Below are 25,705 nucleotides of genomic sequence, written 5' to 3' on the forward strand. Positions count from 1 at the left end.
GTGGGCCAGCCGTGCTGGGTGACTGGGCGGGCCGCGGGTCTGCGGGATCGCGGGTCGCGGACCGCAGGTCGCGGGACGGCAGGGTTAGAACTCTGCCTGCTTGACGAGGGCAATGAATTTGTCCTTGGTCTGCCCGGCTGTGGTACCGGTCGGAGACAACAGGATCTGCGCGGTGAAGATGGCCATGTTGTGGCCACGGGCCACCATGAGGGACATGATCGTGATCGGTACATCCCCGGCGGGCCGGAGGGACTTCGGTCCGGCAGGCTCCGACCGGACGATGAAGACCGCTTTGTCCCCGACGCCCTGGATCTCCTCGCCGCCCGGCAGCCCGGACATCGATGACGCGCCGCCCGGATGCAGTTCGGTGGAGAAGATCAGCGAGTCCGGTCCGGGCGTGCCCAAGGTGCCGAAGGTGTACCGGCAGTTGTCCTCCCCCGGGAGGACCTTCGCCTCGGTCCTCGCGCCGAACGCCTGCCTGACCTCTTCGGCGCTGACCAGGTCGCAGGCCGGGTTGTTGGTGGTGGTCTGGGGGCCGACGCGCGGCGCGGACGGAACGGTGAGCGGGCTCCCATTGCCCCACCCGGCGTCGACGGCCGCCTGGGCGAGCGCGCGGGCCGCGGCGTTGCCGTCCGGGACGGGGATTCCGGGAGACATCGGCGGCGTGGCCACAATGCGCAGGTCGAGGGACTCGTTGCCGCGGACCGCCTTGAGGACCGTGTTGGCCGACTCTCCGCCAGGCGCGCCGCGGAACCACCCGGTCCACTGGAAGCACGCGAAATCGCCAATGCCCGCAGCTGGCGAGCAGTCCGGGGAGTTCTTCGTCGCGGCGAGGTCGGCAGCCGAGGCGGGCGAGGTCAGCGCCACGGACAAGGCGTTCAGCCCCTTGTCCGACTTGCTCACGTAACCGCACAGGTAAGCAGGGCTCCCCGGCGGCTTGCCTGCCTGGTTCTGGCCCGTGCCGACAAAACTCGGATCCACCTTGGCCGCTATCTCCAGCGTGATGAGATCACAGGCCGGATTGCCCGACCCCGGCGCCAGCGACGACGACTGGTCTGACGGAGACGCACCCCCCGGCGCGCAGCCGCCGAGCAGAAGGGCAAGCGCTGCGCAAAGCGCAAGGCTCCTTCGAGGGGCACGGATCCGTTCAGCGCACATGTTTCCCCAGCTCTCCGAAAGCGCCGGCGGCCCGCCTCGACGGCGGTAGCGGCGGGATCCACGCTAGGGACTGATGGAGGGGTGGGATAGGGCCGATGGGCCCCGCCCTTAGTACTCTCCCTTAATCACGAAGAAGGACCCCCGAATAACGCCCGCCAGCTTGGATTTTTGGCGCGCGAACTTGAAGCGCTCCGCGAGTTCCTCGGGAACTTCCATGCCTTCGGAAAGCTTGAAACCGACGGCCCGCTTCCCGCCTTGGGGGCCATACATGACGTTGACGGCCAGCCCGGATTCATAAAACACATAGGCCATCTGCAGATCGTCCACCTCAAAGGCCGTCGCTTCCAGGGGGCGGGAGTCAATATCGATGTCACGCTCCTCCCGGAGGATGCGGCTCACCCGGTCGACGACGTCCTGGGACTCGCTCGCCGGGCTAACCGTGAAGACGTGGCCGTACTTGTTCCGGTAATAGCGGGCTTCATTCGCCCGCAACCCGGCGAGCGCCTCGGCGACGGGCGAGGATTCCAAACCGGCAGTGGAAACGTTCTCGAAGTCAACGACGTACGGCATTCACCCTCCCTGGTAGGACGTAGTGGGACCCATGCTAACCCGCCGTCGTCCCCCTACACCGTCACCTTGTTCACCAGTTCATGCTTCTCCGGGGTCACCTCCACCGGCAGATTCGGCCTGACGTTGTTGTCGAACCAGTCATCGTGCTGCGGGGCACTCTCCCAGATCTCCACAACGGTCATCCCGCCCTCGTTCTCCCAGGCGTAATGGGCGATGAATCCAGGGGCGGCCTTAAGCCTGTCGATGAGTGCGGCAGCGATTCCTGCGTATTGTTCCCGGGTCAGGCCGGTAACGCGGTTATTGACCAGGACAGACATGGCGGACTCCTCGAGTTGCGGTGGCCAGCCGGGCGGACGGGTCCCGCGGACAGGGCCGACACAGGCCGATGCTACGCCCGCCGGGAGCGCAATGACAGGGAAAACGCTGCCTCGCCGGCGGCCGCTACCGGTAGAGAGCCGATGCCTGTCCGGGAGGTTTAGGGCAGACTGGTGGCGTGGACGGAATCCGGTGGGTGCTGCACGTCGATCTCGACCAGTTCATCGCGGCGGTCGAAGTTCTTCGGCGGCCGGAACTTGCGGGCAGACCGATCATTGTCGGCGGTCGGGGCGACCCCATGGAACGGGCTGTGGTGTCCACTGCATCATATGAGGCCAGGGCGTTCGGCGTGGGTTCCGGAATGCCCTTACGCGCCGCAGCCCGGAAGGTGCCCGACGCCGTGATCCTGCCCGTCGATCAGGAGGCGTACCTCGCGGCGTCTGAAACGGTGATGGCTACCCTGCACGCGCTGCCCGGCGCCACCGTACAGGTGTTGGGTTGGGATGAAGCCTTTGTTGGCATTGAGTCAGAGGACCCGGAAACCTACGCACGGCGGGTGCAGGCCGCTGTCCTGGAGCGAACGCAACTGCACTGCAGCGTCGGCATCGGCGACACCCTGGTCCGGGCCAAGGTGGCCACGGGTTTCGGCAAGCCGACTGGTGTCTTCCGTCTCACGGCCGCGAACTGGCTCGAGGTCATGGGCAACCGGCCTACCAAGGAGCTGTGGGGCATCGGAACCAAAGTGTCGGCCCGGCTGGCCAAACTCGGCGTCAAAACGGTCGCCGAGCTAGCGGCCTCCGACCCGCAGGAGCTGGTCCCCGAGTTCGGCCCCAGAATGGGGCCTTGGTACGCGGCGCTGGGACGCGGGGACGGCGCCAGCGTCGTGGACTCCACTCCGTGGGTTGCCCGCGGGCACAGCCGGGAGACCACCTTCCAGCGCGACCTGACCGAGCCGGCCCAGGTGGACGACGCCGTCAGGGAGCTGACAACGCGTGTCCTCGAGGATGTTGCGGCCGAAGGACGACCCGTCATTGGGTTGACCCTGAAGGTTCGGTACGCGCCGTTCTTGACTAAGACCCACGCGAGGAAGATTCCCGAGACCTTGGACGCGGATGAAATTCTCGCGCGGGCCTTGGACCTCGCAGCTGGAATCGAAGCGGGCCGGCCCATCCGGCTCCTAGGCCTCCGGGCCGAAATGGCAATGCCAGACGACGCCCGACAGGGTCACACGCCGACGCGCGGCGGCTGGTGACGCCGTCGCGCACCTGGCAGGAGGCCGCTGGCAGCCCGCGCGATCGCTAGCTACCGGCGCTCCAGCCAGACTTCGTCTGTGAACTGTTCGATGTTGTCCGCGGTCCCGGGAGCCCTGGTGAAGAGGGACACGGTTGCGTCGGCGCAGCCAAGGTGGAAACGGCCGCTCCCGGCTGGGATGGTCAAGGTGACGTTCTCAGTCTCGCCTGTGCAGGGCAGCTGGCCGGAGCCGGCGCCGCCATAGACGTCCGGTCCCTGGTTATCAGTCTGGGTGAGGAAGATTCCCAGCCCCGCCGTCTGACCCACCTCGCACTGGTAGCTAACGCGCACCCGGACATCGGTGCCATCGCCGAGGAGCTTGCCGCCATTGATTTGCAGCGCTTCTCCTGCGCTGGCCTGGGCCGGGGCGGCACCGGCCAGCAGCGCGAAGGCGACGGCAGTAACGGCGCCTGCCAATGTTGTCCGTCCGTGCCGTGGGCGGCGCGGGTATTGCCCGCACACGGGTTTCATGAGTGGTTCCGGAAGCTGGTTCATGGATCCCTTTCTCCCCGGCCTACCCAGTTCACGTGTACAGCCGGGACTCCGGTAGGGACGAAAGTCCTGTTGAAGTTCCGGTGCGGTAAATCAGTGGCCGGCACGTGCCACCCGGAGGTGATTCCGGTGATCGTGCGAATCTCAGGAGATCCCAGGCCGGCAAGCACCTCCCGTAGCGACTGCTTCTGGGCGCTGGTCAGAGAAACAGCACCGTCGTCCAGCTGTTGGAGCAGCTCGGCGCCCGTCTCTTGGACGTCTGCAATGGTGCGCCGTGCCGGCTGCACCAGCCGATCAACCCACGTCTGTTCTTGTTCCATTCGACCTGTCCCCTTGGCCGAGCCCCTCCCCCGCTTTCGAGCCTAGCCGCCTGTCGGGGCAGGAAAAAGCTACCACCCGGTACGGGGCGCGTCGCTGAAGACACTGCCCGGCCGTAGACACCAGACGGGTGCGAGGACCCACGCCCGACCATGGAAGAAGTGTTCAGGTCCATATCGCATCCGGGTGGGTTGAGTTTTCCGGTTCTGGACGAGGTATCCTCCTCCGCCATAGCCCACCCGGCCAACCGGGCCGATCAGGGTTCACCCGCCGTCGCGCCCTCCGCGGTTAAGCGAATAAACCACGGTCAGAGTGGCCAGCATTTCATCGGCTCTCTGTCGCAGGCGCCTCGGATTGGGTAGGCTCCTGCCATGGCACGGCGCAGTTTCCTTCAGTGGCCGGTCGTCCGGCAGTTCAGTACGGGCGACCTGCTGGGCCGCGGTCCGGCAGTCACCTCCCCGCAGACGAGGGAAATAACCCCGCGGACGGCCACCGCAGACCGCGTCGTGCAGAGCGTGTGTCCGTATTGTGCTGTGGGCTGTGGACAGCGGGTCTACGTCAAGGACGAAAAGGTCGTTCAGATCGAAGGCGATCCCGATTCGCCCATCTCCCGCGGCCGGTTGTGCCCCAAGGGCTCCGCTAGCGAGCAGTTGGTCAACTCGCCGGGCCGGCAGACCGGAGTGCTCTACCGTGCGCCACACTCCACCCAGTGGGAGCATCTGGATCTCGAAACCGCCATCGACATGGTGGCGGACCGCTTCATCGAGACCCGCCGCAGGACATGGCAGCAGGAAGACGAACAAGGCCGGCTGCTACGCCGCACGATGGGCATAGCCTCGCTGGGCGGGGCAACCCTGGACAACGAAGAGAACTACCTGATCAAGAAACTCTTCACGGCTGCCGGAGCAGTGCAGATCGAGAACCAAGCCCGCATTTGACACTCCTCCACGGTTCCCAGTTTGGGAGCCTCGTTTGGACGCGGTGGTGCGACGCAATCACTGCAAGACATGGCCAACGCCGACTGCATCATCATCCAGGGTTCCAATATGGCCGAATGCCATCCTGTGGGATATCAGTGGGTCGCGGAGGCCAAGGCCCGCGGAGCAAAGGTCATCCACGTCGACCCCCGGTTCACGCGCACCTCGGCGGTCGCGGACAAGCACATTCCCATCCGGGCCGGCTCTGACGTTGTGCTCCTCGGCGCGCTGATCAACTACGTCATCACGAACGACCTGTGGTTCAAAAACTACGTGAGCGCCTACACCAACGCGGCTACGCTGGTTCACGCCGATTACCGCGACGCCGAGGATCTCGGCGGACTGTTCTCCGGCTTCGATCCGGAAACGGGAGCGTACGACACGGCGTCATGGTCGTACGCGGAACAGGCCGGCGGCACCATCAACGAGCCTGGGGGCGGCGCGGAACACGGTTCCCAGGCTGCGGCTCGTGCCGCCGGCGACCAGTTTGGCAGCGGCGGTCCATCCCTGGAGCACGCCGAGGTGCAGCGTGACGACACGCTGCAGGACCCCCGGACCGTTTTCCAGATCCTGAAGCGGCACTACGCCCGGTATACCCCCGAGATGGTACGGGACATGTGCGGCATCGACGTCTCGGACTTCGAGTATCTGGCCCGTGCCATTACGGAAAATTCGGGGCGGGAGCGGACAACGTGCTTTGCCTACGCCGTCGGCTGGACCCAGCACTCGCTGGGAGCGCAGTTCATCCGGGCCGCCGCCATCCTGCAGCTTCTGCTCGGAAATGTCGGCCGCCCGGGCAGCGGAATCATGGCCCTGCGCGGCCATGCAAGCATCCAGGGTTCCACGGACATTCCCACCCTGTTCAACCTGCTGCCCGGGTACCTGCCCATGCCCAGCGCCGGCCGTCATGACACGCTCAGCGAATATTTGGAAGCCATTGCGTCGAAGAAGCAGAAGGGCTTCTGGGCGAATGCAGATGCCTACACCATCAGCCTGCTGAAGGCCTGGTGGGGTGACGCCGCGAACGCGGAGAACGACTGGGCCTACGACTACCTTCCCCGGCTGACCGGAGCGCACGGCACCTACCAGACGGTGATGGACATGCTTGAGGACAAGGTGGAGGGCTACTTCCTGCTCGGACAGAACCCTGCAGTGGGCTCGTCCAACGGCCGGATGCAGCGCCTGGGCATGTCCCACTTGAAGTGGCTGGTGGTGCGCGACTTGAACCTCATCGAGTCGGCGACCTGGTGGAAGGACGGCCCGGAGATCGAATCCAGGGAACTACGCACCGAGGACATCGAGACCGAGGTGTTCTTCCTGCCTGCAGCAACGCACGTGGAGAAAGCCGGCTCGTTCACCCAGACCCAACGGCTGTTGCAGTGGCGGCACAAGGCGGTCGCGCCGCCCGGGGAGTGCCAAAGTGAGTTGCAGTTCTTCTTCGAGCTGGGCCAGCGGATCCGGGAGAAGCTGGCTGGATCGGACGACGAACGCGACCGTCCGCTGCTCGACCTGACCTGGGATTACCCCCTCGACCAAGACGGCGACCCGGACCCCGAAGCCGTGCTTGCCGAAATCAACGGTCGTCATCTCAGCGGCCCGGATGCGGGCAAACCACTCTCCGCGTATACCGAGATGCGCGCTGACGGTTCCACGTCGGGAGGCTGCTGGATCTACACCGGCGTGTACGCCGACGGCATCAACCTTGCCGCCAACCGGAAGCCGGGCCAGGAGCAGGGACCCGCGGCTTCAGAATGGGGCTGGGCGTGGCCGGCGAACCGCCGGATCCTCTACAACCGGGCGTCGGCCGACCCCTCCGGTAAGCCGTGGAGCGAGCGGAAGAAATACATCTGGTGGGACCAGGAGCAGGAGCGATGGGTCGGCGACGACGTGCCCGACTTCCCGGTTGACCGTGCGCCGGGCAGCCAACCCGACCCGGCTGTCGGTGGCCCGGACGCGCTCACCGGAGACGATCCCTTCATCATGCAGTCCGACGGCAAGGGCTGGTTGTTCGCGCCGTCGGGGATCGTCGACGGACCCCTTCCCACGCACTATGAACCGCAGGAATCGCCGGTGGCCAACGGGCTTTACCCGCAACAGCAGAATCCGGCCCGGCTGGTGTTCCCCCGCTCGGATAACCTCAGTGCACCAAGCGCCGGTACCAGTGGAGCGGACGTCTATCCCTACGTCTTCACCACGTACCGGCTCACCGAACACCACACGGCAGGCGGAATGAGCCGCTGGTTGCCATACCTCTCGGAGCTGCAACCGGAGATGTTCTGCGAGGTCTCTCCCGAGCTGGCCGCCGAGCGCGGACTCGAGCCCTACGGGTGGGCCACGATCATTTCGGCCCGCTCCGCCATCGAAGCGAAGGTGCTTGTCACCGAACGGATGAAGCCTCTGGCCGTTGGCGGCCACACCGTGCACCAGATCGGGTTGCCCTACCATTGGGGCGTCGGGACGGATGCGGTCGTCAGCGGTGACGCAGCCAATGACCTGTTGGGCGTGACGCTTGACCCCAACGTCCAGATCCAGGAATCCAAGGTCGCGTCCTGTGACATCCGTCCGGGCCGCCGGCCACGCGGCGCGGAGCTGCTTGCCCTGGTTGCTGAGTACCAGGCCCGGGCGGGAGCGACGATCGAGACCGGGAATAGCCTGGTCACCCACCCGGTCCGTTCTGATAGCGTTCCGGATACCGACTCGACGTTGGAGGACTAGATGGGCCAGCTGTCCGGACCGACCGACCCCGCCGCCGATGCCCGGTGGGAGCACCAGCAGCCGCGCAAGGGGTTCTTCACAGACACCTCCATCTGCATCGGCTGCAAGGCCTGCGAGGTGGCCTGCAAGGAGTGGAACCACAACCCGCAGGACGGAAACCTCGAGCTCCTCGAATCCTCCTACGACAACACCGGAGCGCTCGGCGCCAGCACCTGGCGGCATGTCGCCTTCATCGAACAGGGCCAGGAACGCATTGCCGAGGCGCGGGAATCAGGGCGCGCGCTGGTCAACCTGGGCATGCCCCGCATCGGCCCTCCCCCGCCGGCGGCGGCGACGCCCACCGGGCTGGATCTGGCCGGGGTGGATACGACGCCGCCGGACACGGCAGACTTCCGTTGGCTGATGTCCTCCGATGTCTGCAAGCACTGCACGCACGCCGGGTGCCTGGATGTCTGTCCGACCGGGGCACTTTTCCGGACCGAGTTCGGCACCGTGGTGGTCCAGGACGATGTATGCAACGGCTGCGGAACCTGCGTGGCCGGATGTCCCTTCGGCGTGATCGAGCGCCGCAGCGACGGCATGGTGGCGGTGGCCGCGCAGCGGGAGGAGCAGCACGCCAAACATCCCGCCGTCCCCAACGCCGGCATCGCCCAGAAGTGCACGCTGTGCTACGACCGCCTGGTCGCCGATGAGACGCCCGCCTGCGCCAAGGCCTGCCCGACGACGTCGATCAAGTTCGGCGACCACGACGACATGGTAGCGACGGCCCGGGAACGGGTGCTCTCCCTGCACGAGCAGGGACTCATGGAAGCCAGGCTCTATGGTGCGAACGAACTCGACGGCGTCGGCGGAACCGGGGCGGTCTTCCTCCTGCTCGACGAACCGGAAGTGTACGGACTCCCGCCGGATCCACGAGTGCCCACAGCCGATCTGCCGCAGATGTACCGGCGGGCCGGTATGGCCGTCGCCGGCATGGCCGCCGCCGCGGCGTTGGCTTTCCTGGGAGGGCGCGCGTGACTCACTCTGATTTCGATAGCTTTCGTCCGCCCGAGCCTGCCCGCCGTCGTCGGGCTGGCGGCAAGCGTGGCGCCGGCCGCCGCGACAGCGGTGACGGTTCCCGCGAAATGCCTATGGTCCCGGAGCCGGAGTTCACCTCGTACTACGGCCGTCCGGTGGTCAAGCCGGCACCCTGGACTGAAGACGTTGCCGCCTACCTGTTCCTTGGCGGTGTCGCAGCCGGTTCCGCGCTGCTGGGCCTCGGCGGCCAGCTGACCGGGCGGCCGACGTTGCGCCGGAATGCCCGGTTGAGTGCCTTGACGGCAGTGAGCTTTGGTGCTGTTGCTCTGGTGAAGGATCTGGGCAGGCCGGAGCGCTTTTTGAACATGTTGCGAACCCTCAAGGTGACTTCGCCAATGAGTGTGGGTTCGTGGATTCTCAGCGCGTTCAGCGTGGGCTCGGCGGTCTCGGCGGCAGCGGAGATCGACCGGATGAGCGGGACGCGCTTGCCGCTGGGTCCGCTGCGGACCGTGCTGCAAACGGTCGAGGGACCGGCCGGCTTTGAGGCAGCGCTGTTCGCCGGGCCGCTCGCGGCATACACGGCGGTCCTGCTCGGCGACACGGCCACACCCACCTGGAACGCAGCGCACGAGGACTTGCCTTTTGTCTTCGTGAGTTCTGCGGCGCTCGCCTCTGCCGGGCTCGCCATGATCACCACTTCGGTGCACGAGGCGGGTCCGGCGCGAAAACTTGCCGTTCTCGGCGTGGTGGGTGACGTGACTGCCATGCGGGTAATGGAGCACCGGATGGACCCTGTGGCGGCCGAGCCCCTACACCAGGGCAAGGCAGGCGTCATGCTGAAATGGAGCGAGCGGTTGGCGGTGGCCGGTGGCCTTGGGACGCTGCTGGGCGGGCGTAACCGGGCGGTGGCCGCAGCGTCGGGAGCTGCCTTGCTGGCCGCCTCTGCCCTGACCCGGTTCGGCGTGTTCGAGGCGGGCATTTCCTCGGCCAGGGATCCGCGCTACACGATTGAACCGCAAAAGAAGCGTCTCGCCGCCCGCCGCGCCGCTGGCATCACAGGGGACTCAATCACCACAGCCGGCTGACCTGCCTGCTGTTTTTGGGGATAGCGGGGGTTCAGCGTACCTCGATGCCCTGGCCCGCCACGGTATGCCCGATGACGGGATAGCCGGGCACCTCGCCGACGACGAGCAGACCGCCGGAGGTCTGGGCATCGGCCAGCAGGAGCAGATCGTCTTCGGCGACCCCCGCTGCGGCCCGCACATGCGGGCGCACCCAATCGAGGTTGCGCCGCGTCCCGCCGGAGACAAAGCCATCCCGCAGCGCCTCCCGGGCGCCGCCAACGAGTGGAACCGCCTTCAGGTCGATCACTGCCCCAACCCCGGAGGCGCGGCACATCTTGTACAGATGTCCCAGCAGGCCGAATCCCGTCACGTCCGTGGCAGCACTTACACGGGCCGCCGCCGCACCCTCGGCGGCGTCGCGATTGAGGCGCGTCATTGTCGCAACCGCTTCGGGGAATACTTCGCCGGTCTGCTTGTGCCGGTTATTGAGCAGCCCGACGCCGATCGGCTTGGTGAGCGTGAGCGGCAGCCCGGGCTTGGCGGCGTCGTTGCGTAGCAACCGGTCGGGATGGGCGACGCCGGTTACCGCCATGCCGTACTTCGGCTCCGGATCGTCAATCGAGTGCCCCCCGAGCACCGGGCACGCCGCCTCGGAGGCGACGCTCAGGCCGCCGCGGAGCACCTCGGTCATCAACTCCAGCGGCAGCACGCCGCGGGGCCAGCCAATAAGGTTGATCGCCATGATGGGGCTGCCGCCCATCGCATAGATGTCCGAAAGCGCGTTGGCGGCCGCAATCCCGCCCCAGTCAAAGGCGTCGTCGACGACGGGAGTGAAGAAGTCGGCAGTGGACAGTACCGCCAGGTCGCCGCGCACCAGGACGGCTGCTGCGTCGTCGCCGCTGTCGAGACCGACCAGCACGTCCGCGCCGGGCTGGCCGGTGAGGCCCCGCACCGCTTCTTCGAGTTCGCCGGGCGGAATCTTGCAGGCGCAGCCACCGCCGTGGGCGTAGCCGGTGAGCCGGATCGCACCGACGGCGTCGTCGTGTAGTTGCGGAATGGACGTCTGGGTCACCTTCACTCCCCTAGGCTACCCCCGTGGTCAATCTGCTACATTGAACGCGGTGGCGTCCGGGTCCTGGTGGGCCCCCCGGTCTTCAAAACCGGTGAGGCTGAGTATCTCGGCCTGGCGGGTTCGATTCCCGTCCGCCTCCGCCAACCACCGGCACGCAATGCCGCGGAAGGAGGAGGGACTGTGGAGCAGGTCGATCCCCGCCGCCTGATTCCGCGCACCGATGACCTGCTGGCACTGCCGGCCGTCCGCGGCGCCCGCAACCGCCTGAGTGCCGCCCTCATCCGCGAACTCGTCGGGCAAACCCAGGAGCAGGCGCGACGCGGTGAGCTCGCTCCCAGCCAAGTGGAACCGGCCCTGCTCGCCGCCGTGGCTGCACGCACTGCGACAACCCTGCGCCCGGTGCTCAATGCGACAGGCGTAGTCGTCCATACCAACCTCGGCCGCGCCCCGCTTTCCGCCGGCGCGGTCGAAGCGCTCATCGCAGCCAGCGGCTACGTCGACGTCGAGCTCGATCTGGCAACCGGCAGCCGCTCCCGCCGCGGCGCCGGGGCCCGGGCTGCCTTGCTCGCCGCCTGTCCCGCGGCCGAGGACGCACTGGTGGTCAACAACGGGGCTGCCGCGCTGGTGTTGGCCACCACAGCCCTCGCCGCCGGACGGGAGGTCGTGGTAAGCCGGGGTGAGCTGGTTGAGATCGGCGCCGGTTTCCGGCTGCCGGACCTGATCGAATCAACGGGCGCAACGCTGCGCGAGGTGGGCACGACCAACCGGACGCACCCGCAGGACTACGCCGCCGCCCTCGGACCGGACACCGGCTGCGTACTCAAGGTCCATCCCAGCAACTTCCGGGTGGACGGATTCACCTCCGCTGTTCCATTGGCCGAGCTGAGCTCGCTGACGACGGCGCACGGGGTTCCGCTCGTCGCTGATCTCGGCAGTGGACTGCTGGCACCGGATCCGCACCTGCCCGAAGAACCGGATGCCGCCACCGCGCTGGCCAGCGGGGCCGACGTCGTCATCGCCAGCGGCGACAAACTGCTGGGCGGACCGCAGGCCGGTTTGCTGCTCGGCCGCACGGAGATAATCGCCCGGCTGGCACGCCACCCGCTTGCCCGTGCGGTGCGGGCCGACAAACTTGCCCTAGCGGCGCTGGAGGCGACGGTTGCGGGCGAAGCGCCGCCGGTCGTCCGGGCGCTGCACGCGGACCCGGAGCGGTTGCGGAGCCGGACCGACCGGCTCGCGAGGGCCCTCGGGGTGCCTGTCGTCGCCCACGAAGGCCGGGTGGGTGGCGGCGGAGCACCCGGTGTCGCCCTGCCGGGCTGGGCGCTCCGGCTCCCCGAAGCGGCCGCGGGTTTCTTGCGCACCGGCGACCCGGCCGTGCTCCCGCGCGTCCACGACCGTTCCTGCCTACTCGATCTGCGGTGCGTGCCCGAAGAGGACGATGACCGGATACTCGAGGCGGTGCGCCAGGCGCTGGCAACTCTCGACGGCGCAGATGCAGGCAGGGCGGGCTAAGCAGTGCATGTCGTTGCCACCGCCGGACATGTTGATTGCGGCAAAAGCACTCTGGTGCGGGCGCTCACCGGCATGGAACCGGACCGCTGGGAGGAAGAGCGGCGCCGTGGGCTCACCATTGACCTGGGCTATGCCTGGACCACGTTGCCGTCCGGGCAGGAGATAGCCTTTGTGGACGTACCGGGCCACGAACGCTTTCTCGGCAACATGCTCGCCGGAATTGGACCGGCTCCCGTGGTCTGCTTCGTCGTTGCCGCCGATGAAGGCTGGCAGGCACAGTCAAGCGACCACCGGGACGCCGTTGCGGCGCTGGGCATTCAGTACGGCGTCGTGGTCATCAGCCGGACCGACCGGGCGCCCGGGCAGGTCGGTGAGGTGCTTGCCCGGGCCCGCAGAGAGCTGGCTGGGACGGGTCTGGCGAACGCGCCCGCGGTGGCTGTGTCCGCCGTCGAAGGCACCGGCCTGGCCGAACTGCGCGCCACGCTCGACGTCGTTCTGGCCGGGGTGCCCGCCCCCGTCACCACGGGCCGGGTCCGGGTGTGGGTGGACCGCTCCTTCACCATCAAGGGTGCCGGAACGGTGGTGACCGGGACATTGGCAGCGGGAACGCTGGCTCAAGGTGACCCGCTGCAGCTGCTGGGACACGATGGATCGCGGCCCGTGGTGGTCCGCGGCCTGCAGAGCCGCGACACCTCATACCCCTCGCTGGGGCCCGTCAACCGGGTGGCGCTGAACCTGCGTGATGTTTCCGCCGCCGAAGTCCGCCGCGGAGACGCGCTGCTTACCCCCGACGGGTGGCCCGTCACAAGTGTCCTCGGCATCCAGCGCACTACCGGCGTTGCCTATACGGACGTACCGGAGCAGCTCATGGTGCATGCCGGCACTGCTGCGGTGCCGGCCAGGCTGCGTCCCTTCGGGGCCGACCACGCCCGGCTTGTCCTGGACCGGCGCCTGCCGCTCGTTCTCGGTGACCGTCTGGTGCTGCGGGACCCCGGGAGCCGCGCGGTGTTAGGCGGTGCGCAGGTCCTCGACGCCGATCCGCCGGCCTTGCGGCGGCGCGGGGACGGCGTCCACTGGGCAGAGCGGCTTGCAGACATGGACGCCACCGGAGACGTGCTGGGGGAAGTGGCACGCCGCGGAGCCGTGCAGGAACAACACCTGCGCCGGCTCGGGCTGGTGTCCACGCAGGAGGCGGCTGCGCCCCCCGGTGTCCGGGTTCTCGGCGAATGGTGGGTGCACGTTCCCCGCCTCGAGGCATGGCAGGACCGGTTGCGCACGGCACTCCAAGGACTGCACGAGCGCGATCCCCTGGCACCGGGCCTTTCCCGGGGCGCGGCGCGGGACCTGCTCGAACTGCCCGACGACAAGCTTCTTGACCCGGTAGTCCGCGAAGCAGGGCTGGAGCAGGAGGGCGGCCACGTCCGGCTGCCAGGCACGCAGGGCGACCTTGGCGCCGTCGGGCCGGCGGTGGACGAGCTGGAGCGCAGGCTTAGCGCAGCCGCATTCCGTGCCCCGGAAGCCGACGAGTTGGCTGCGCTGGGCCTGGGCGCCCGCGAGCTCGCCGCCGCCGAGCGCACCGGGCGGCTGCTGCGGTTGCGCGATGGGGTGGTGCTGCTGCCCACGGCGCCGGCCTTTGCAATGCGCGAACTGGCCCGGTTGGAGCAGCCCTTCACCACGAGCCAGGCACGCCAGGCACTCGGCACAACGCGGCGGGTCGCGGTTCCGCTGCTTGAATATCTGGACTCACGCGGCTGGACCCGGCGCCTGGACGCCGGCCACCGCGCCGTGGTGCGTTAACCCGGGGCGCTTGGCCTCTCCCCCCGAAGGGCGGCGGGACCTACTGTGGAACCATGGATGCCGCAGCAGTTAACGCATTCGCCATTCCGCCGGTAGCGGTTCACCGTCCCGCCACGGTCGCTGAAGACGCCATCACCCTCGTGGCCGGGGTCTGGCTCCTCGTCGGAACCTACGTGGACGGCTGGGCGCACAATAACCTGCATGACCTCGAGACCTTCTTCACTCCGTGGCACGCGGTCCTCTACTCGGGCTTTGCGGCTTGCGCCGTCTGGATCGCCGCCCTTGTGTGGCGTCGCCACGAACCGGGCGTGCGGTGGACGGAAGCGGTCCCGGTCGGCTACGGAGCCGCGGCTGCCGGGGTCGTTCTCTTTCTGGCCTCCGGGGCGGCCGACTTCGCCTGGCATACGTTGTTCGGCATTGAGCAGAACCTCAAGGCACTGTTTAGCCCGTCCCACCTGGGGCTCGCTACGGGCGGATTCCTCATCCTCAGCGCGCCGTTTTCCGCCGCATGGCATTCGCCCGGGAGGTCGTGGCTGCAGCTGGTGCCGGCCTTCGTGAGCGCCATGCTCTCCGGCATGGTTGCGGCGTTCATCCTGCAGGAGTTCGCCGTCTTCGCGCGCCATGGGCTCGTCCAGACCTACACCGGCTCCGCAGCCCAGGCCACGGTCACGGTTCCCACGTCCTCGAGCATCATGATCGCCCTGGGGTCGTTCTTTATCTCAACGGTGGTGCTCTTCGTGCCCGTCCTGCTGCTCTCGCTGCGCTGGCACCTGCACGCCGCTGTGCCCACGGCTCTGGTCTTGGTCCCCTCCGTTGCGATGCAGCTCATGGTCGCGATGCGGGACGCCTGGCTGGTACCGGCCGCCCTCGTCGGGTCCGTGCTTGTGGGCGTGGTGTGGGCTGTGGTGCGCCCGGCTCCCAACCGCCACGGAAGACTGATGGCCGCGGCGGCGCTCTCTCCCGTCGTGTTCTGGGCGCCGTACTTCGTCGGCGTGGCGATGCACGACGGAGCGCTCAGCTTCTCCCCCGGGATTTGGGGCGGGACGCTTGTCTGGACCGGACTCGAGATGCTCGGGCTGGCCGTGCTAACGCTCAAGGGAGGCGCCGCTGCGGGCGGGGCTCGCGCGTAGCTCGCGCACAGCCGCCCTACTGGCTGGGTGCCAGAGGGACAAATGTCCCCCTCACGGTCCGACGTTCTTAAGGAAGGAAGGCCCCGTGCGTCGAATTCAACGCACGGGGCCTTCCTCGTTAACAGCCCTAGACCAGGTCGGTGGGCTGGCGCAGGGACTAGAAGTCCCAGTCGTCATCTTCAGTATTGACAGCCTTGCCAATCACATACGACGAACCCGACCCCGAGAAGAAGTCGTGGTTCTCGTCCGCGTTCGGCGACAGAGCCGAGAGGATTGCCGGGTTCACGTCGGTGACGGAGGCCGGGAACATGGCCTCGTAGCCCAGGTTCATCAGCGCCTTGTTGGCGTTGTAGTGCAGGAACTTCTTGACGTCCTCGGCCAGGCCGACGGAGTCGTACAGGTCGTGCGTATACTGGACCTCGTTTTCGTACAGCTCGAAGAGCAGCTCGAAGGTGTAGTCCTTGATTTCCTGCCGGCGCTCCTCGGAGACCTTCTCCAGGCCCTTTTGGAACTTGTAACCGATGTAGTAGCCGTGCACGGCCTCGTCCCGGATGATCAGGCGGATCAGGTCGGCCGTGTTCGTCAGCTTGGCCCGCGAGGACCAGTACATCGGCAGGTAGAAGCCCGAGTAGAACAGGAAGCTCTCCAGCAGCGTCGAGGCCACCTTGCGCTTCAGCGGGTCGTCGCCCTGGTAGTAGTCCATGACGATCTGGGCCTTCTTCTGAAGGTTCTCGTTCTCGGTGGACCAGCGGAACGCCTCGTCGATCTCCTTGGTGGAGGCCAGCGTGGAGAAGATGGAGGAGTAGCTCTTGGCGTGCACCGACTCCATGAACGCGATGTTCGTGTAGACAGCCTCTTCGTGCGGGGTGAGCGCGTCCGGGATCAGCGAGACGGCTCCGACGGTGCCCTGGATGGTGTCCAGCAGGGTCAGGCCGGTGAACACACGCATGGTGAGCTGCTGCTCGTCGGGGGTCAGCGTCGCCCACGACTGCACGTCGTTGGACAGCGGCACCTTCTCCGGCAGCCAGAAGTTGTTGACCAGGCGGTTCCAAACGTCAACATCCTTCTCGTCCTGGATCCGGTTCCAGTTGATCGCCTCGACGTGGCTCAGCAGCTTGACCTTTTCGGTCATGTCATCCCCTCAATGTTGGGTAGTTCTCTAAGTTAAAGCGTACGACGGCGGGCGGAAGCCCGCCGTCGTACCTAAGCATTTATCAACCGATAAAGGTTGACTAAAGCATGCAGCTGACGCAGTTGTCCACCTCGGTCCCTTCCAGCGCTAGCTGGCGGAGACGGATGTAGTAGATGGTCTTGATGCCCTTGCGCCAGGCGTAGATCTGGGCCTTGTTGATGTCACGCGTGGTGGCGGTGTCCTTGAAGAACAGCGTCAGGGACAGGCCCTGGTCCACGTGCTGCGTGGCAGCGGCGTAGGTGTCGATGATCTTCTCGTAGCCGATCTCGTACGCGTCCTGGTAGTACTCCAGGTTGTCGTTGGTCAGGTACGGCGCCGGGTAGTACACGCGGCCCAGCTTGCCTTCCTTGCGGATCTCAATCTTGGACGCCACCGGGTGGATCGAGGAGGTGGAGTTGTTGATGTAGGAGATCGAGCCGGTCGGCGGGACGGCCTGCAGGTTCTGGTTGTAGATGCCGTGCTCCATGACGGAGGCCTTCAGCTCACGCCAGTCATCCTGGGTGGGGATATGGATGTTCTTGAACAGCTCGGCCACCTTGGCCGTCTGCGGCACCCATTCCTGGTTCGTGTACTTGTCGAAGAACTCGCCGGACGCGTACTTGGACTTCTCGAAGCCGCCGAAGGTCTGGCCGGTCTGGATGGCCAGCTTGTTGGAAGCCCGGACCGCGTGGAACACCACCGTGTAGAAGTAGATGTTGGTGAAGTCGATGCCCTCTTCGGAACCGTAGTGGACCCGTTCGCGGGCCAGGTAGCCGTGCAGGTTCATCTGGCCCAGGCCGATCGCGTGGCTCTGGTCGTTGCCGCGGGCGATCGAGGGAACCGAGGTGATGTTGGACATGTCCGACACGGCCGAGAGCGAGCGGATGGCCGTCTCGATGGTCAGGCCGAAGTCCGGCGAGTCCATGGCCTTCGCGATGTTCAGCGAGCCCAGGTTGCAGGAGATGTCCTTGCCGGTGGTGTCGTAGGACAGGTCATCGTGGTACGTCGTGGGCTGGGAGACCTGGAGGATCTCGGAGCACAGGTTGGACATGATGATCTTGCCGTCGATCGGGTTTTCCCGGTTTACGGTGTCCTCGAACATGATGTACGGGTAGCCGGATTCGAACTGGATCTCGGCGAGAGTCTGGAAGAACTCGCGTGCCTTGATCTTGGTCTTCTTGATCCGGGAATCGTCCACCATCTCGTAGTACTTCTCGGTGACCGAGACGTCGGAGAACGGCATGCCGTAGACCTTTTCGACGTCGTACGGCGAGAACAGGTACATGTCCTCGTCCTTCTTGGCCAGCTCGAAGGTGATGTCCGGAATCACGACGCCCAGCGAGAGGGTCTTGATGCGGATCTTCTCGTCCGCATTCTCCCGCTTGGTGTCCAGGAAGCGGTAGATGTCCGGGTGGTGCGCGTGCAGGTACACAGCTCCCGCACCCTGGCGGGCACCGAGCTGGTTGGCGTAGGAGAAGCTGTCCTCGAGGAGCTTCATCACGGGGATGACGCCGGAGGACTGGTTTTCGATCTGCTTGATCGGCGCACCGACTTCGCGGATGTTGGTCAGCGCGAACGCGACGCCGCCGCCGCGCTTGGACAGCTGCAGGGCGGAGTTGATGGACCGGCCGATCGACTCCATGTTGTCTTCGATGCGGAGCAGGAAGCAGGAGACCAGCTCGCCGCGCTGCTTCTTGCCGGCGTTCAGGAACGTCGGGGTGGCCGGCTGGAAGCGGCCTTCGATGATCTCGTCCACCATTGCGGTGGCGAGCTGCTCGTCGCCGCGGGCCAGGTGCAGTGCCACCATGCAGACGCGGTCCTCATAACGTTCCAGGAAGCGCTTTCCGTCGAACGTCTTGAGCGTGTAGGAGGTGTAGAACTTGAACGCGCCAAGGAAGGTCTCGAAGCGGAACTTCTTCTTGTACGCGCGGTTGAAGAGCTCGCGGATGAAGTTCATCGTGTACTGGTCGAGGGTTTCGCGCTCGTAGTACTCATTCTTGACGAGGTAGTCGAGCTTTTCCTCGAGGTCGTGGAAGAAAACGGTGTTGTTGTTCACGTGCTGCAGGAAGTACTGGTGGGCAGCTTCGCGGTCCGCCTCGAACTGGATCTCGCCGTTGGGGCCGTAGAGGTTCAGCATGGCGTTGAGCTCGTGGTAGCCCAGGCCCTGGTAGGCGGCCGGCATGGCCGGCTTCTCGCCGGGGACCGTGTGCTTCTCGACGGCGGTGTTCCCGGCGGCGGTCCCGGCGGCGGCTGAGCCCGCCCCGGTCACTTCAGTGTCTGCGACAGTCGTGTCCAAAATTCTTCCAATCCTTGTTGTACTCGGCTGACGTCTTCCGGCGTCCCCATGAGTTCGAAACGATATAGGTGCGGGACCTGGCATTTGGCGGCGACGATGTCGCCGGCCATGCAGTAGTTGTCCCCAAAGTTCGTGTTGCCCGCCCCGATCACTCCACGGAGCTGTTGCCGGTTCCTCGGATCGTTCAGAAAGCGGATGACCTGCTTCGGAACGGATCCCTCTCCCCCGGTCCCGCCGTAGGTGGGAAGCACCAGCACGTAGGGCTCGGTCGCCAGCAGCGCCGGTTCCCTCTGGTGGAGGGGGATGCGGGCGGCGTCGACACCCAGCTTCGCGACGAAGCGTTTGGTGTTCTCGGAGGTGGAGGAGAAGTAGATGAGGTGGCTGGCCGTGGTCCGGACGGCGTCTGCCGCCCGGTCATCCCGGTTCCCGGCCTCTGCTGCCGGCGGCGGGCTGGCGGTTGCCAGTGCCATGGGAGTCACCTCATCCGACGTGGTGGTGCCTTGTGGGGCTTTTCAGGCGACCGCGACGGCGGCGGCCTGTGCCAGTTCTTCGATCTTGTCCGGGCGGAAGCCGGACCAGTGGTCCTGGTCGGTGACGACGACCGGGGCCTGCATGTAGCCCAGGGACTTGAGGCGCTCAAGGGCCTCGGCATCCTGGGAGATGTCGACGCTCTGGTAGGCGATGCCCTTCTTGTCGAGAGCGCGGTAGGTGGCGTTGCACTGCACGCAAGCCGGCTTCGTGTAAACCGTAACGGTCATGTCCTGAGTCCCCTTTGTTGAAGTCTGTGGTTCGTGTCCGGTGGGGCCTACGCGGAACAGGAATCCTTATCCGTTACTGGCCTCGCCCTGCGGTCTGTAACCGCTCCGCTCGAACTGTATGTCGATACTACATGTAGTGCAAGAGTCCCGGGCGGACCCCAAGATGATGTATTACAAGTATGTCATTTAACCCACCTTTAATCCACAGCCGGGGGCCTTCAAAATGTCCGGATTTCAGCCGTTTTCGCGGACGAAATCCACACCCTGTGGAGTAGTTAGCCACAATTAACCGCCCCGCGTGTCGCGTTCTGGACGGCGTGTCGCGGTTCCTTCCCCGGGGGTCCCGGGGTGGCGCGACGCACTACATGTAGTGGGCGGCGGCACCGCGGCGGCCAGGCGGCAAAGTTGCAGGCGGGCTCGGGCGGGCTCAGGCGGCATCCGGCGGGCTCGGGCGGGGCCCAGAGTGAGGATGGGCCAGGCGCCCAGGGCATCCGACCCCCGGGAACAGTCAGTCCGCCGGGCGGAGCGAGGTGATGGTCTGCCGAATCTCCTCGTACTCTTCGGTTCCCGAATAGGACTCCGGGGTGTCGACGTCGGGCGTGTCACCGGGTGCTGTGACCAGCGGAGTGTGCACGCCGCTGAACGACGCCACGCCCGGCGGCCAGTTGAAGAACTGGAAGATGGGGCAGGCGCTGGGTCCGGTGGGCTGGGGCGCCGAGGTGATGCCGTAGGACAGCGGGGCCGGCCTGGAGGGGTAGGACTCATGGTCGTCCCGGCCCTCAAAAACAAACCGCGGTTTCACCCCGTTCCGGGCAAGAGCCGGCAGCTCCTGCGAGTCCATCAGGGAATACGGAAACTTCTGGGTGCAGTTCGCCTTGGTCACAATGTTGGTCCGCAGGGTTGCGATCGACTTTCCGGCGCCGGTGAGGACTTCAACGAAGACTCCCCCGGGCGCTGCCTCACGGGCCCGGTCCTTGACCGTCCAGTCCGGCGGGTAGTCGAACATGAACATGCCATCCGGCGTTGTGTAGGTCTTCCAGTCCGCCTGCGCGGGCGGCCTGGGCGAAGCCTGGGCCGCGGGTTTCAAGCCCGCCGTTGATTTGACGGCCGAGGCGGCCGGCGAGGACGTGGGCCCGGCCGTCCCGGAACTGGCGGCGGGGTTGCTTGGCGCCGTGCAGGCCGCCAGCGCAATGGCGATACAAAACCCTGCCGAGACTGCCCTGACGGATGGTCCTGAGCGACGCATGGCGCCCTCCCCTTTTGGTGCAACTACTCCGTCCAATTCTGCTTCGTCCCTGCCCGAAGAACAGGGTCTTTGGGCCTCCGGCGCGGGACGGGGGCCGGCGCCCGGGGACGGAAAACGGGGGCCGGCGTCGTTCCGCCAGCCCCCGCAGGGCTTCCGCTTGCAGCCGGAAGCCGGTCCCGCGTTCCCTAGTTCTTCAGGAGCGTGTTGCCGTAGCCGGCGTCGCACTTGCCGTCATGGATGACGCCGGCGCCCGGTGCCACAGCGTAGTTGCTGGCCGGGTTGAAGACTGCGGTGCGCATGCTGGTCACCTTGCTGGCGCAATTGTCGGCACCGTCAGCGGTGGTGCTCTGCCCGCCGATCCACATGTCGATCCAGACAGTGGAGTTGGTGCCGTTCACATTGGTGCCCTGGTGGCAGGGGCCGCCCTGGGGATCATCGCCGTCGCCGCAGCTGTCCTCGACGATAAAGTAGCGGCGCACATCCGGAAGGTAGATCCGCGTGCCGGCCGGGAAGTCCAACACGTCCTTACCGGTGGCGAGGGAATGGCCCACCGCGATGGTGATCGGGTCATTGTAGGTACCGGTTCCGCCGGCAGTCTTGTGCAGCACCGGGTGGCTGATGGTGGTTGAGCCGGCCGGGGTGTTGTCATACCAGGTGTAGGCCGTCGTGTAGACGGTGTGGACAATCCGCTCGGAGGACGACGCCGGCACCACCGGCGCCGGGGCCGGCTTCGGGGCCGCGGGAAGCGCGGGAGCCTTCGTCGGCGCCGCGGGTGCGGGGACAGCCACCGGCACCTGCGGAGCTGCCGGCGCCTTGGCGGCAGCGGCCCTCTTGGCCGCTGCTGCTGCGGCTTTGGCCTTCGCGGCGGCCTTCGCCTTCGCGTCGACCTTCGCCTTCTTGGCGGCCACCGCGGCGGCCTTGGCCTTCTCAGCCGCGGCCCGCTGCGAGGTGCCGATCTCGGCAGACGTGTCGAGCCCGGTGCTAGCTTCAACGCCGACGCCGGCAGCGCCTGAAGACTGTGCGGATGAGTTAGTGGCGCCGGTACCGGCGCCACACGCCGACGTGGCGAGGACGACCGAGAGCATGCCGGCGGCCAGCAGACTGTTTCTGCGCATGGAAAATAAAGCCTATTCGTGGGAGTGCGGAAACGGGCAGTCCCGTGGGGACGTGTCCTGCCCGGAGTTGGTCACGGTATGCGGAACGCGAGGCGCTCCGGCCTGGGGACTTACCACACACAAGAACGTTTGGAACGCTCCATTTGGGCGTGTGCGCCAACCGGTGACCTAAACGTTACCTCGCAGTATTACAAGAGGCCAATTACCGGCGCGTCGCCGTTGTCCGCGCGAATTCAAGACGCTGGAGAATCCGCCCCGCGGCGCGGCCCCGGCGGCTGCTAGGGGGTGGGCGGGGCGGTCTGGAGTTGGTTGCCGTAACCGCTGTCACACTTGCCGTCGTGGATCACGCCGTAGCCGGAGGCGACGACGTAGTTCTCGGCCGGGTGGAAAATGGCCGCCCGCACTCCTGTTACCTGCTCCGCGCAGCGCCGGGCGAACGATTCGTCCTCCCCTTCCCCGCCGATCCAGATGTCCAGCCAGGTGGATGCACCGCCGTGCCTGGCCGCCTGCGCATGGCACGGCCCCTCCTCCGGGGCGGGACCGTCCCCGCAGGTGTCCTCCACGATGAAGTAGCGCCGGACGTCGGGCAGGTAGATCCGGGTGCCGGCCGGGAAATCAAGGACGTCTTTGCCTGTCTCCAAGGAATGCCCTACGGCGATCGTCACCGGATCGGCATAGGTTCCGGCCCCGCCGGCACGCTTGTGCAGCACCGGGTGGCTGATGTCCGGCGAGCCCTCAGGTGTGTTGTCGTACCACGTGTAGGCAGTGATGTACGTGTCCGGGGCGGCTGCCCGCTCCGTGGGCAACGGATCTGGCGCGGGCGGCGTACCTTCGCAGGCGGCGGCAGCCAGGAGGACCGACAGCAGGCCGGCGGCTACTCCGAGTTGTCTGCGCATTCTCTATCTGCCTCCGCTGATTCGGCCCCTGTACCTGAACGCTACCCTTGGCCCCCGCTGGCGCGATAGCGGCACGTTGAACGTGTTTCAGATTCCCGCCGGGCAAAGCGGTCCGCGGTAGCAAAATCGGCCCCCGGCCTTACCGGCCGTACTCGCACCGGCGGCTGTTGGACGTGGTATTTGACCCTGCAAAGCAAGTAGAACCACCCCAAAAACGCGGGTGTTTTCTACGCGTGTGCGCCCCATCCGCCGCTCCTAACCTCGAAAGACATAAGGGGTACGCCGGAGATCGGCGGCTCGTGCGGCTTCAGGGGGCGGGATCAGATGAGCGCCGGTTTCTCCTCCTCCGAATCGACCGCCAGTTCCGGCTTTGAGCCCCGGAAATCAGCGTTGGCGCTCTCGCCCTGACTCCGGTCAGGACTTCAGATACAAGATTCCCTGGCGAGGCAATCCATGACTAAATCATCCCCTCTTTCCGGCACTGCACCGGTCTTTTTTGACCCAAGTGGAAAACGTTGGCGCAGAATACTCGTAGCCATTGTGGCGGCCGTCCTGTTAATTGTCCTGTCGGTCGTTTGGATCCTGCCGGCGGCCAGCGCCCCGGTGTGGAAAGCCCAGGAAAACCAGGCCGTCGATTACCCGCGCAAGTTGTTGTCCTCCCAGGACCTGCGGAACATTCCCAGGATCGGACCTGAGGGGGGCTTTGCCTTCGACCGCATCGCCGTCATTGAGCGGCGGAACGGCAAAGTCCTGCTCAAGGATCCCTTCAGCAGCACCATCTGGAGGGAAGCAACTCCGGAGGAAATCGAGCTGATCGGCAACAGCCCGTACGCCATGGAAACATTTGGGAAACCGGCTGACCATACGCTGATGCTGACCTTTGATGACGGGCCCGATCCGCGCAATACGCCGCAGATTCTGGACCTGCTGTCCAAGGAAGGCGTGCCGGCGACGTTCTTCACCGTCGGCGACAACATCGTCAAATACCCGGATATTTTCCGCCGCATGACCAAAGAAGGTCACATGGTCGGGAACCACACCATGTCGCACATTGATTTCTGGGCCCACGACAACTCGTTTAACCGCCAGCAGATCATCGGCGCAGACCGGGTGATGCGCGCTTCGGACAATTACGCGACCCGGTTGTTCCGGATCCCCACCGGAGACCCCGGGAACAACTCCCTGGCACTGCTGCAGTCCCAGCAGCTGGGATTCCTGCACATCAATATGGACTTTGATACCCGGGACTGGTCCTACGCCCCCGGCGTTCCGATCAAGGCGCAGAAACTGGACGGCCAGGGTCACATTGTCCTGGTCCACGACGGCGGCGGTGACCGCAGCGCCACCATTGAAATGCTGAAGACCTTCATCCCGATGGCAAAAGCGCAGGGCTACACCTTCACCACGGTCCAGCCCTTGCTGCCGCCGGAATACATCCCGCAGAACAATGTCAAGGACGCCGTCGAAGACGAAGCGACCCTGGCCGCCATGACCACCTATCTGGTCACACCAAACGTGGTACTCACGTGGTTGTTCTGGTTCGGCATCGGCTCGCTGACCATCCTGACGTTCCTGTATGTGGTGCTGGCAGTGATCAACAACAACCGCCAGAAGAAACGCCTCTGGGCCGACGTCAAGGAAGAGGACTGGCCCTTCGTCAGCGTCGTCCTGCCGGTCTTCAACGAGGAACTTGTTGTGGCCAAAACATTGGACGCACTCAGGGCCAGCGACTATCCGCGCCTGGAAGTCGTCGCCGTCAACGACGGCTCCACCGACGGCACCCTCGCGGTCCTTAACGAATGCGCCAAGACCTGGCCGGACCTGCGCGTCATCGACCAACCCAACGGCGGAAAGTCGGCCGCCAGTAACCATGGAATCGCCCAGTCGCGCGGCGAAATCGTGGTCACCCTGGACGGCGACACGCTCTTCGAACCGCAAACGATCAAGATGTTTGCCCGCCATTTCCTGGCACCACGGCACGGCAAGATCGTCGGCGCGGTTGCCGGGCACGTGAAAGTCGGGAACCGCCGCAACCTGCTGACCGCCTGGCAAAGCCTGGAGTACCTCTCCGGCATCTGTGTCACCCGGATGGCGGAGGGCCTGATGGGGGCCATCTCGATCGTCCCCGGCGCCTGCGCGGCGTGGCGGCGGGAAGCACTCCTGGAGGCCGGCGGCTACTCCCACGACACCCTCGCTGAGGACGCGGACCTGACGCTGTCGCTGCAAAAGCTCGGCTACAGCATCGTCCAGGAGAATTCCGCCGTCGCCTGGACCGAAGCGCCCATGACCCTCCGGGGCTTGTTCAAGCAGCGGCTCCGCTGGACTTACGGCAACATCCAGACGCTCTACAAGCACCGGTCCATGCTCTTCAACCCCCGGTACGGAGCCCTCGGCCTGCTCACCATGCCGTACGCCCTGATCTCGGTCGTTGTCCCGCTGGTCTTTATGCCCCTGACGGTGATCGTCGCCGTCAACAGCCTGGCCCACGGGGAATGGCAGGCGGTGGCACTGTTCTCGGCCTTCGTCGCCGGGACCCACATGATCATCTCGATTGTGGCGATCGTGATGGTCCGGGAGAGCCCCATGCACCTGTTGATGGTCCCCATCTACCGGCTCATCTACGAGCCGCTGCGCGCGTACGTCGTGTTCGGGTCCGCGATCCTCGCCCTGCGCGGCACCGCCGTCGGCTGGTACCGGCCCGAACGCACCAACAGTGTCCTGCTGCCGGCGGGCCGCCCGCACCTGGCCCCCGCCCTCGCCCCGGCGACAGCGGATCACTTGGCGTCGTCGTGACCG

At 66.1% G+C, this 25,705-nt stretch carries 20 protein-coding genes and 1 tRNA gene; 9 read left to right on the forward strand and 12 right to left on the reverse strand.

Annotation, left to right across the window (positions count from 1 at the left end; genetic code table 11):
• Positions 1–84: 84 nt before the first annotated feature.
• The 3 genes from AC1MBE_RS02120 to AC1MBE_RS02130 form a co-directional block, all read right to left on the reverse strand.
• On the reverse strand, positions 85–903 hold the full coding sequence (locus AC1MBE_RS02120; RefSeq protein ID WP_479780527.1) for a hypothetical protein: 819 nt from the start codon (positions 901–903) through the stop codon (positions 85–87).
• A 363-nt stretch (positions 904–1,266) separates the two neighbouring features.
• Positions 1,267–1,728 carry a phage tail protein gene (locus AC1MBE_RS02125; protein ID WP_479780529.1) on the reverse strand — a complete coding sequence of 154 codons (462 nt, stop codon included), beginning with the start codon at positions 1,726–1,728 and terminating at the stop codon, positions 1,267–1,269.
• A gap of 53 nt (positions 1,729–1,781) precedes the next feature.
• A complete protein-coding gene (locus AC1MBE_RS02130; protein WP_479780531.1) occupies positions 1,782–2,045 on the reverse strand; it encodes an antibiotic biosynthesis monooxygenase in 264 nt (87 codons plus the stop codon).
• 176 nt (positions 2,046–2,221) lie between these two features.
• Between AC1MBE_RS02130 and AC1MBE_RS02135 the strand changes: the two genes are divergently transcribed.
• Positions 2,222–3,295, forward strand: coding sequence for a DNA polymerase IV (locus AC1MBE_RS02135; protein ID WP_479780533.1), 1,074 nt, complete (start codon positions 2,222–2,224; stop codon positions 3,293–3,295).
• A gap of 50 nt (positions 3,296–3,345) precedes the next feature.
• Here the strand turns inward: AC1MBE_RS02135 and AC1MBE_RS02140 are convergent, their stop codons facing one another.
• Positions 3,346–3,750, reverse strand: coding sequence for a hypothetical protein (locus AC1MBE_RS02140; RefSeq protein ID WP_479780534.1), 405 nt, complete (start codon positions 3,748–3,750; stop codon positions 3,346–3,348).
• 764 nt (positions 3,751–4,514) lie between these two features.
• Between AC1MBE_RS02140 and fdh the strand changes: the two genes are divergently transcribed.
• Genes fdh through nrfD form a run of 3 tightly spaced genes read left to right on the forward strand, consistent with a single transcriptional unit; the run spans position 4,515 to position 9,937 of the window.
• Positions 4,515–7,835 (forward strand): formate dehydrogenase, encoded by a 3,321-nt coding sequence (fdh, locus tag AC1MBE_RS02145; RefSeq protein WP_479780536.1) that lies wholly within the window; start codon positions 4,515–4,517, stop codon positions 7,833–7,835.
• Positions 7,836–8,852: a 4Fe-4S dicluster domain-containing protein gene (locus AC1MBE_RS02150; protein ID WP_479780538.1), complete on the forward strand. Its 1,017-nt coding sequence runs from the start codon at positions 7,836–7,838 to the stop codon at positions 8,850–8,852. It begins immediately after the preceding gene.
• Entirely contained in the window at positions 8,849–9,937 is a 1,089-nt protein-coding gene (nrfD, locus tag AC1MBE_RS02155; RefSeq protein ID WP_479780539.1) for an NrfD/PsrC family molybdoenzyme membrane anchor subunit, read from the forward strand. The genes AC1MBE_RS02150 and nrfD overlap by 4 nt, the downstream gene beginning before the upstream one ends.
• Positions 9,938–9,968: 31 nt before the next feature.
• Here nrfD and selD read toward each other — a convergent pair whose 3' ends face one another.
• Entirely contained in the window at positions 9,969–10,994 is a 1,026-nt protein-coding gene (selD, locus tag AC1MBE_RS02160; RefSeq protein ID WP_479780540.1) for a selenide, water dikinase SelD, read from the reverse strand.
• Positions 10,995–11,036: 42 nt separating this feature from the next.
• Between selD and AC1MBE_RS02165 the strand changes: the two genes are divergently transcribed.
• The 4 genes from AC1MBE_RS02165 to AC1MBE_RS02180 all read left to right on the forward strand — a co-directional run bounded on the left by AC1MBE_RS02165 (position 11,037) and on the right by AC1MBE_RS02180 (position 15,427).
• A tRNA-Sec gene (locus AC1MBE_RS02165) sits at positions 11,037–11,131 on the forward strand.
• A gap of 37 nt (positions 11,132–11,168) precedes the next feature.
• Positions 11,169–12,500 carry an L-seryl-tRNA(Sec) selenium transferase gene (gene selA / locus AC1MBE_RS02170; protein ID WP_479780541.1) on the forward strand — a complete coding sequence of 444 codons (1,332 nt, stop codon included), beginning with the start codon at positions 11,169–11,171 and terminating at the stop codon, positions 12,498–12,500.
• A 3-nt stretch (positions 12,501–12,503) separates the two neighbouring features.
• Positions 12,504–14,297 (forward strand): selenocysteine-specific translation elongation factor, encoded by a 1,794-nt coding sequence (selB, locus tag AC1MBE_RS02175; RefSeq protein ID WP_479780542.1) that lies wholly within the window; start codon positions 12,504–12,506, stop codon positions 14,295–14,297.
• Between the two features lie 53 nt (positions 14,298–14,350).
• A complete protein-coding gene (locus AC1MBE_RS02180) occupies positions 14,351–15,427 on the forward strand; it encodes a hypothetical protein (RefSeq protein WP_479780544.1) in 1,077 nt (358 codons plus the stop codon).
• Between the two features lie 157 nt (positions 15,428–15,584).
• Here AC1MBE_RS02180 and nrdF read toward each other — a convergent pair whose 3' ends face one another.
• The 7 genes from nrdF to AC1MBE_RS02215 all read right to left on the reverse strand — a co-directional run bounded on the left by nrdF (position 15,585) and on the right by AC1MBE_RS02215 (position 22,909).
• Positions 15,585–16,559 carry a class 1b ribonucleoside-diphosphate reductase subunit beta gene (gene nrdF / locus AC1MBE_RS02185; protein ID WP_479780545.1) on the reverse strand — a complete coding sequence of 325 codons (975 nt, stop codon included), beginning with the start codon at positions 16,557–16,559 and terminating at the stop codon, positions 15,585–15,587.
• Between the two features lie 100 nt (positions 16,560–16,659).
• Positions 16,660–18,780, reverse strand: coding sequence for a class 1b ribonucleoside-diphosphate reductase subunit alpha (gene nrdE / locus AC1MBE_RS02190; RefSeq protein WP_479782431.1), 2,121 nt, complete (start codon positions 18,778–18,780; stop codon positions 16,660–16,662).
• Between the two features lie 83 nt (positions 18,781–18,863).
• A complete protein-coding gene (gene nrdI / locus AC1MBE_RS02195) occupies positions 18,864–19,364 on the reverse strand; it encodes a class Ib ribonucleoside-diphosphate reductase assembly flavoprotein NrdI (protein ID WP_479780546.1) in 501 nt (166 codons plus the stop codon).
• 42 nt (positions 19,365–19,406) lie between these two features.
• Positions 19,407–19,652 (reverse strand): glutaredoxin-like protein NrdH, encoded by a 246-nt coding sequence (nrdH, locus tag AC1MBE_RS02200; protein WP_018773329.1) that lies wholly within the window; start codon positions 19,650–19,652, stop codon positions 19,407–19,409.
• A gap of 508 nt (positions 19,653–20,160) precedes the next feature.
• Positions 20,161–20,664 carry a hypothetical protein gene (locus AC1MBE_RS02205; RefSeq protein WP_479780548.1) on the reverse strand — a complete coding sequence of 168 codons (504 nt, stop codon included), beginning with the start codon at positions 20,662–20,664 and terminating at the stop codon, positions 20,161–20,163.
• Between the two features lie 419 nt (positions 20,665–21,083).
• The gene (locus AC1MBE_RS02210; protein ID WP_479780550.1) at positions 21,084–22,013 is read right to left on the reverse strand and encodes a hypothetical protein; all 930 of its coding nucleotides are present in this window, start codon (positions 22,011–22,013) and stop codon (positions 21,084–21,086) included.
• 278 nt (positions 22,014–22,291) lie between these two features.
• Entirely contained in the window at positions 22,292–22,909 is a 618-nt protein-coding gene (locus AC1MBE_RS02215; RefSeq protein WP_479780552.1) for a hypothetical protein, read from the reverse strand.
• A 540-nt stretch (positions 22,910–23,449) separates the two neighbouring features.
• On the opposite strand from AC1MBE_RS02215, the gene AC1MBE_RS02220 reads away from it, so the two are divergent.
• The gene (locus AC1MBE_RS02220) at positions 23,450–25,702 is read left to right on the forward strand and encodes a bifunctional polysaccharide deacetylase/glycosyltransferase family 2 protein (RefSeq protein WP_479780554.1); all 2,253 of its coding nucleotides are present in this window, start codon (positions 23,450–23,452) and stop codon (positions 25,700–25,702) included.
• Positions 25,703–25,705: the final 3 nt, after the last annotated feature.

The sequence above is a fragment of the Arthrobacter sp. BG5 genome, assembly GCF_056680155.1.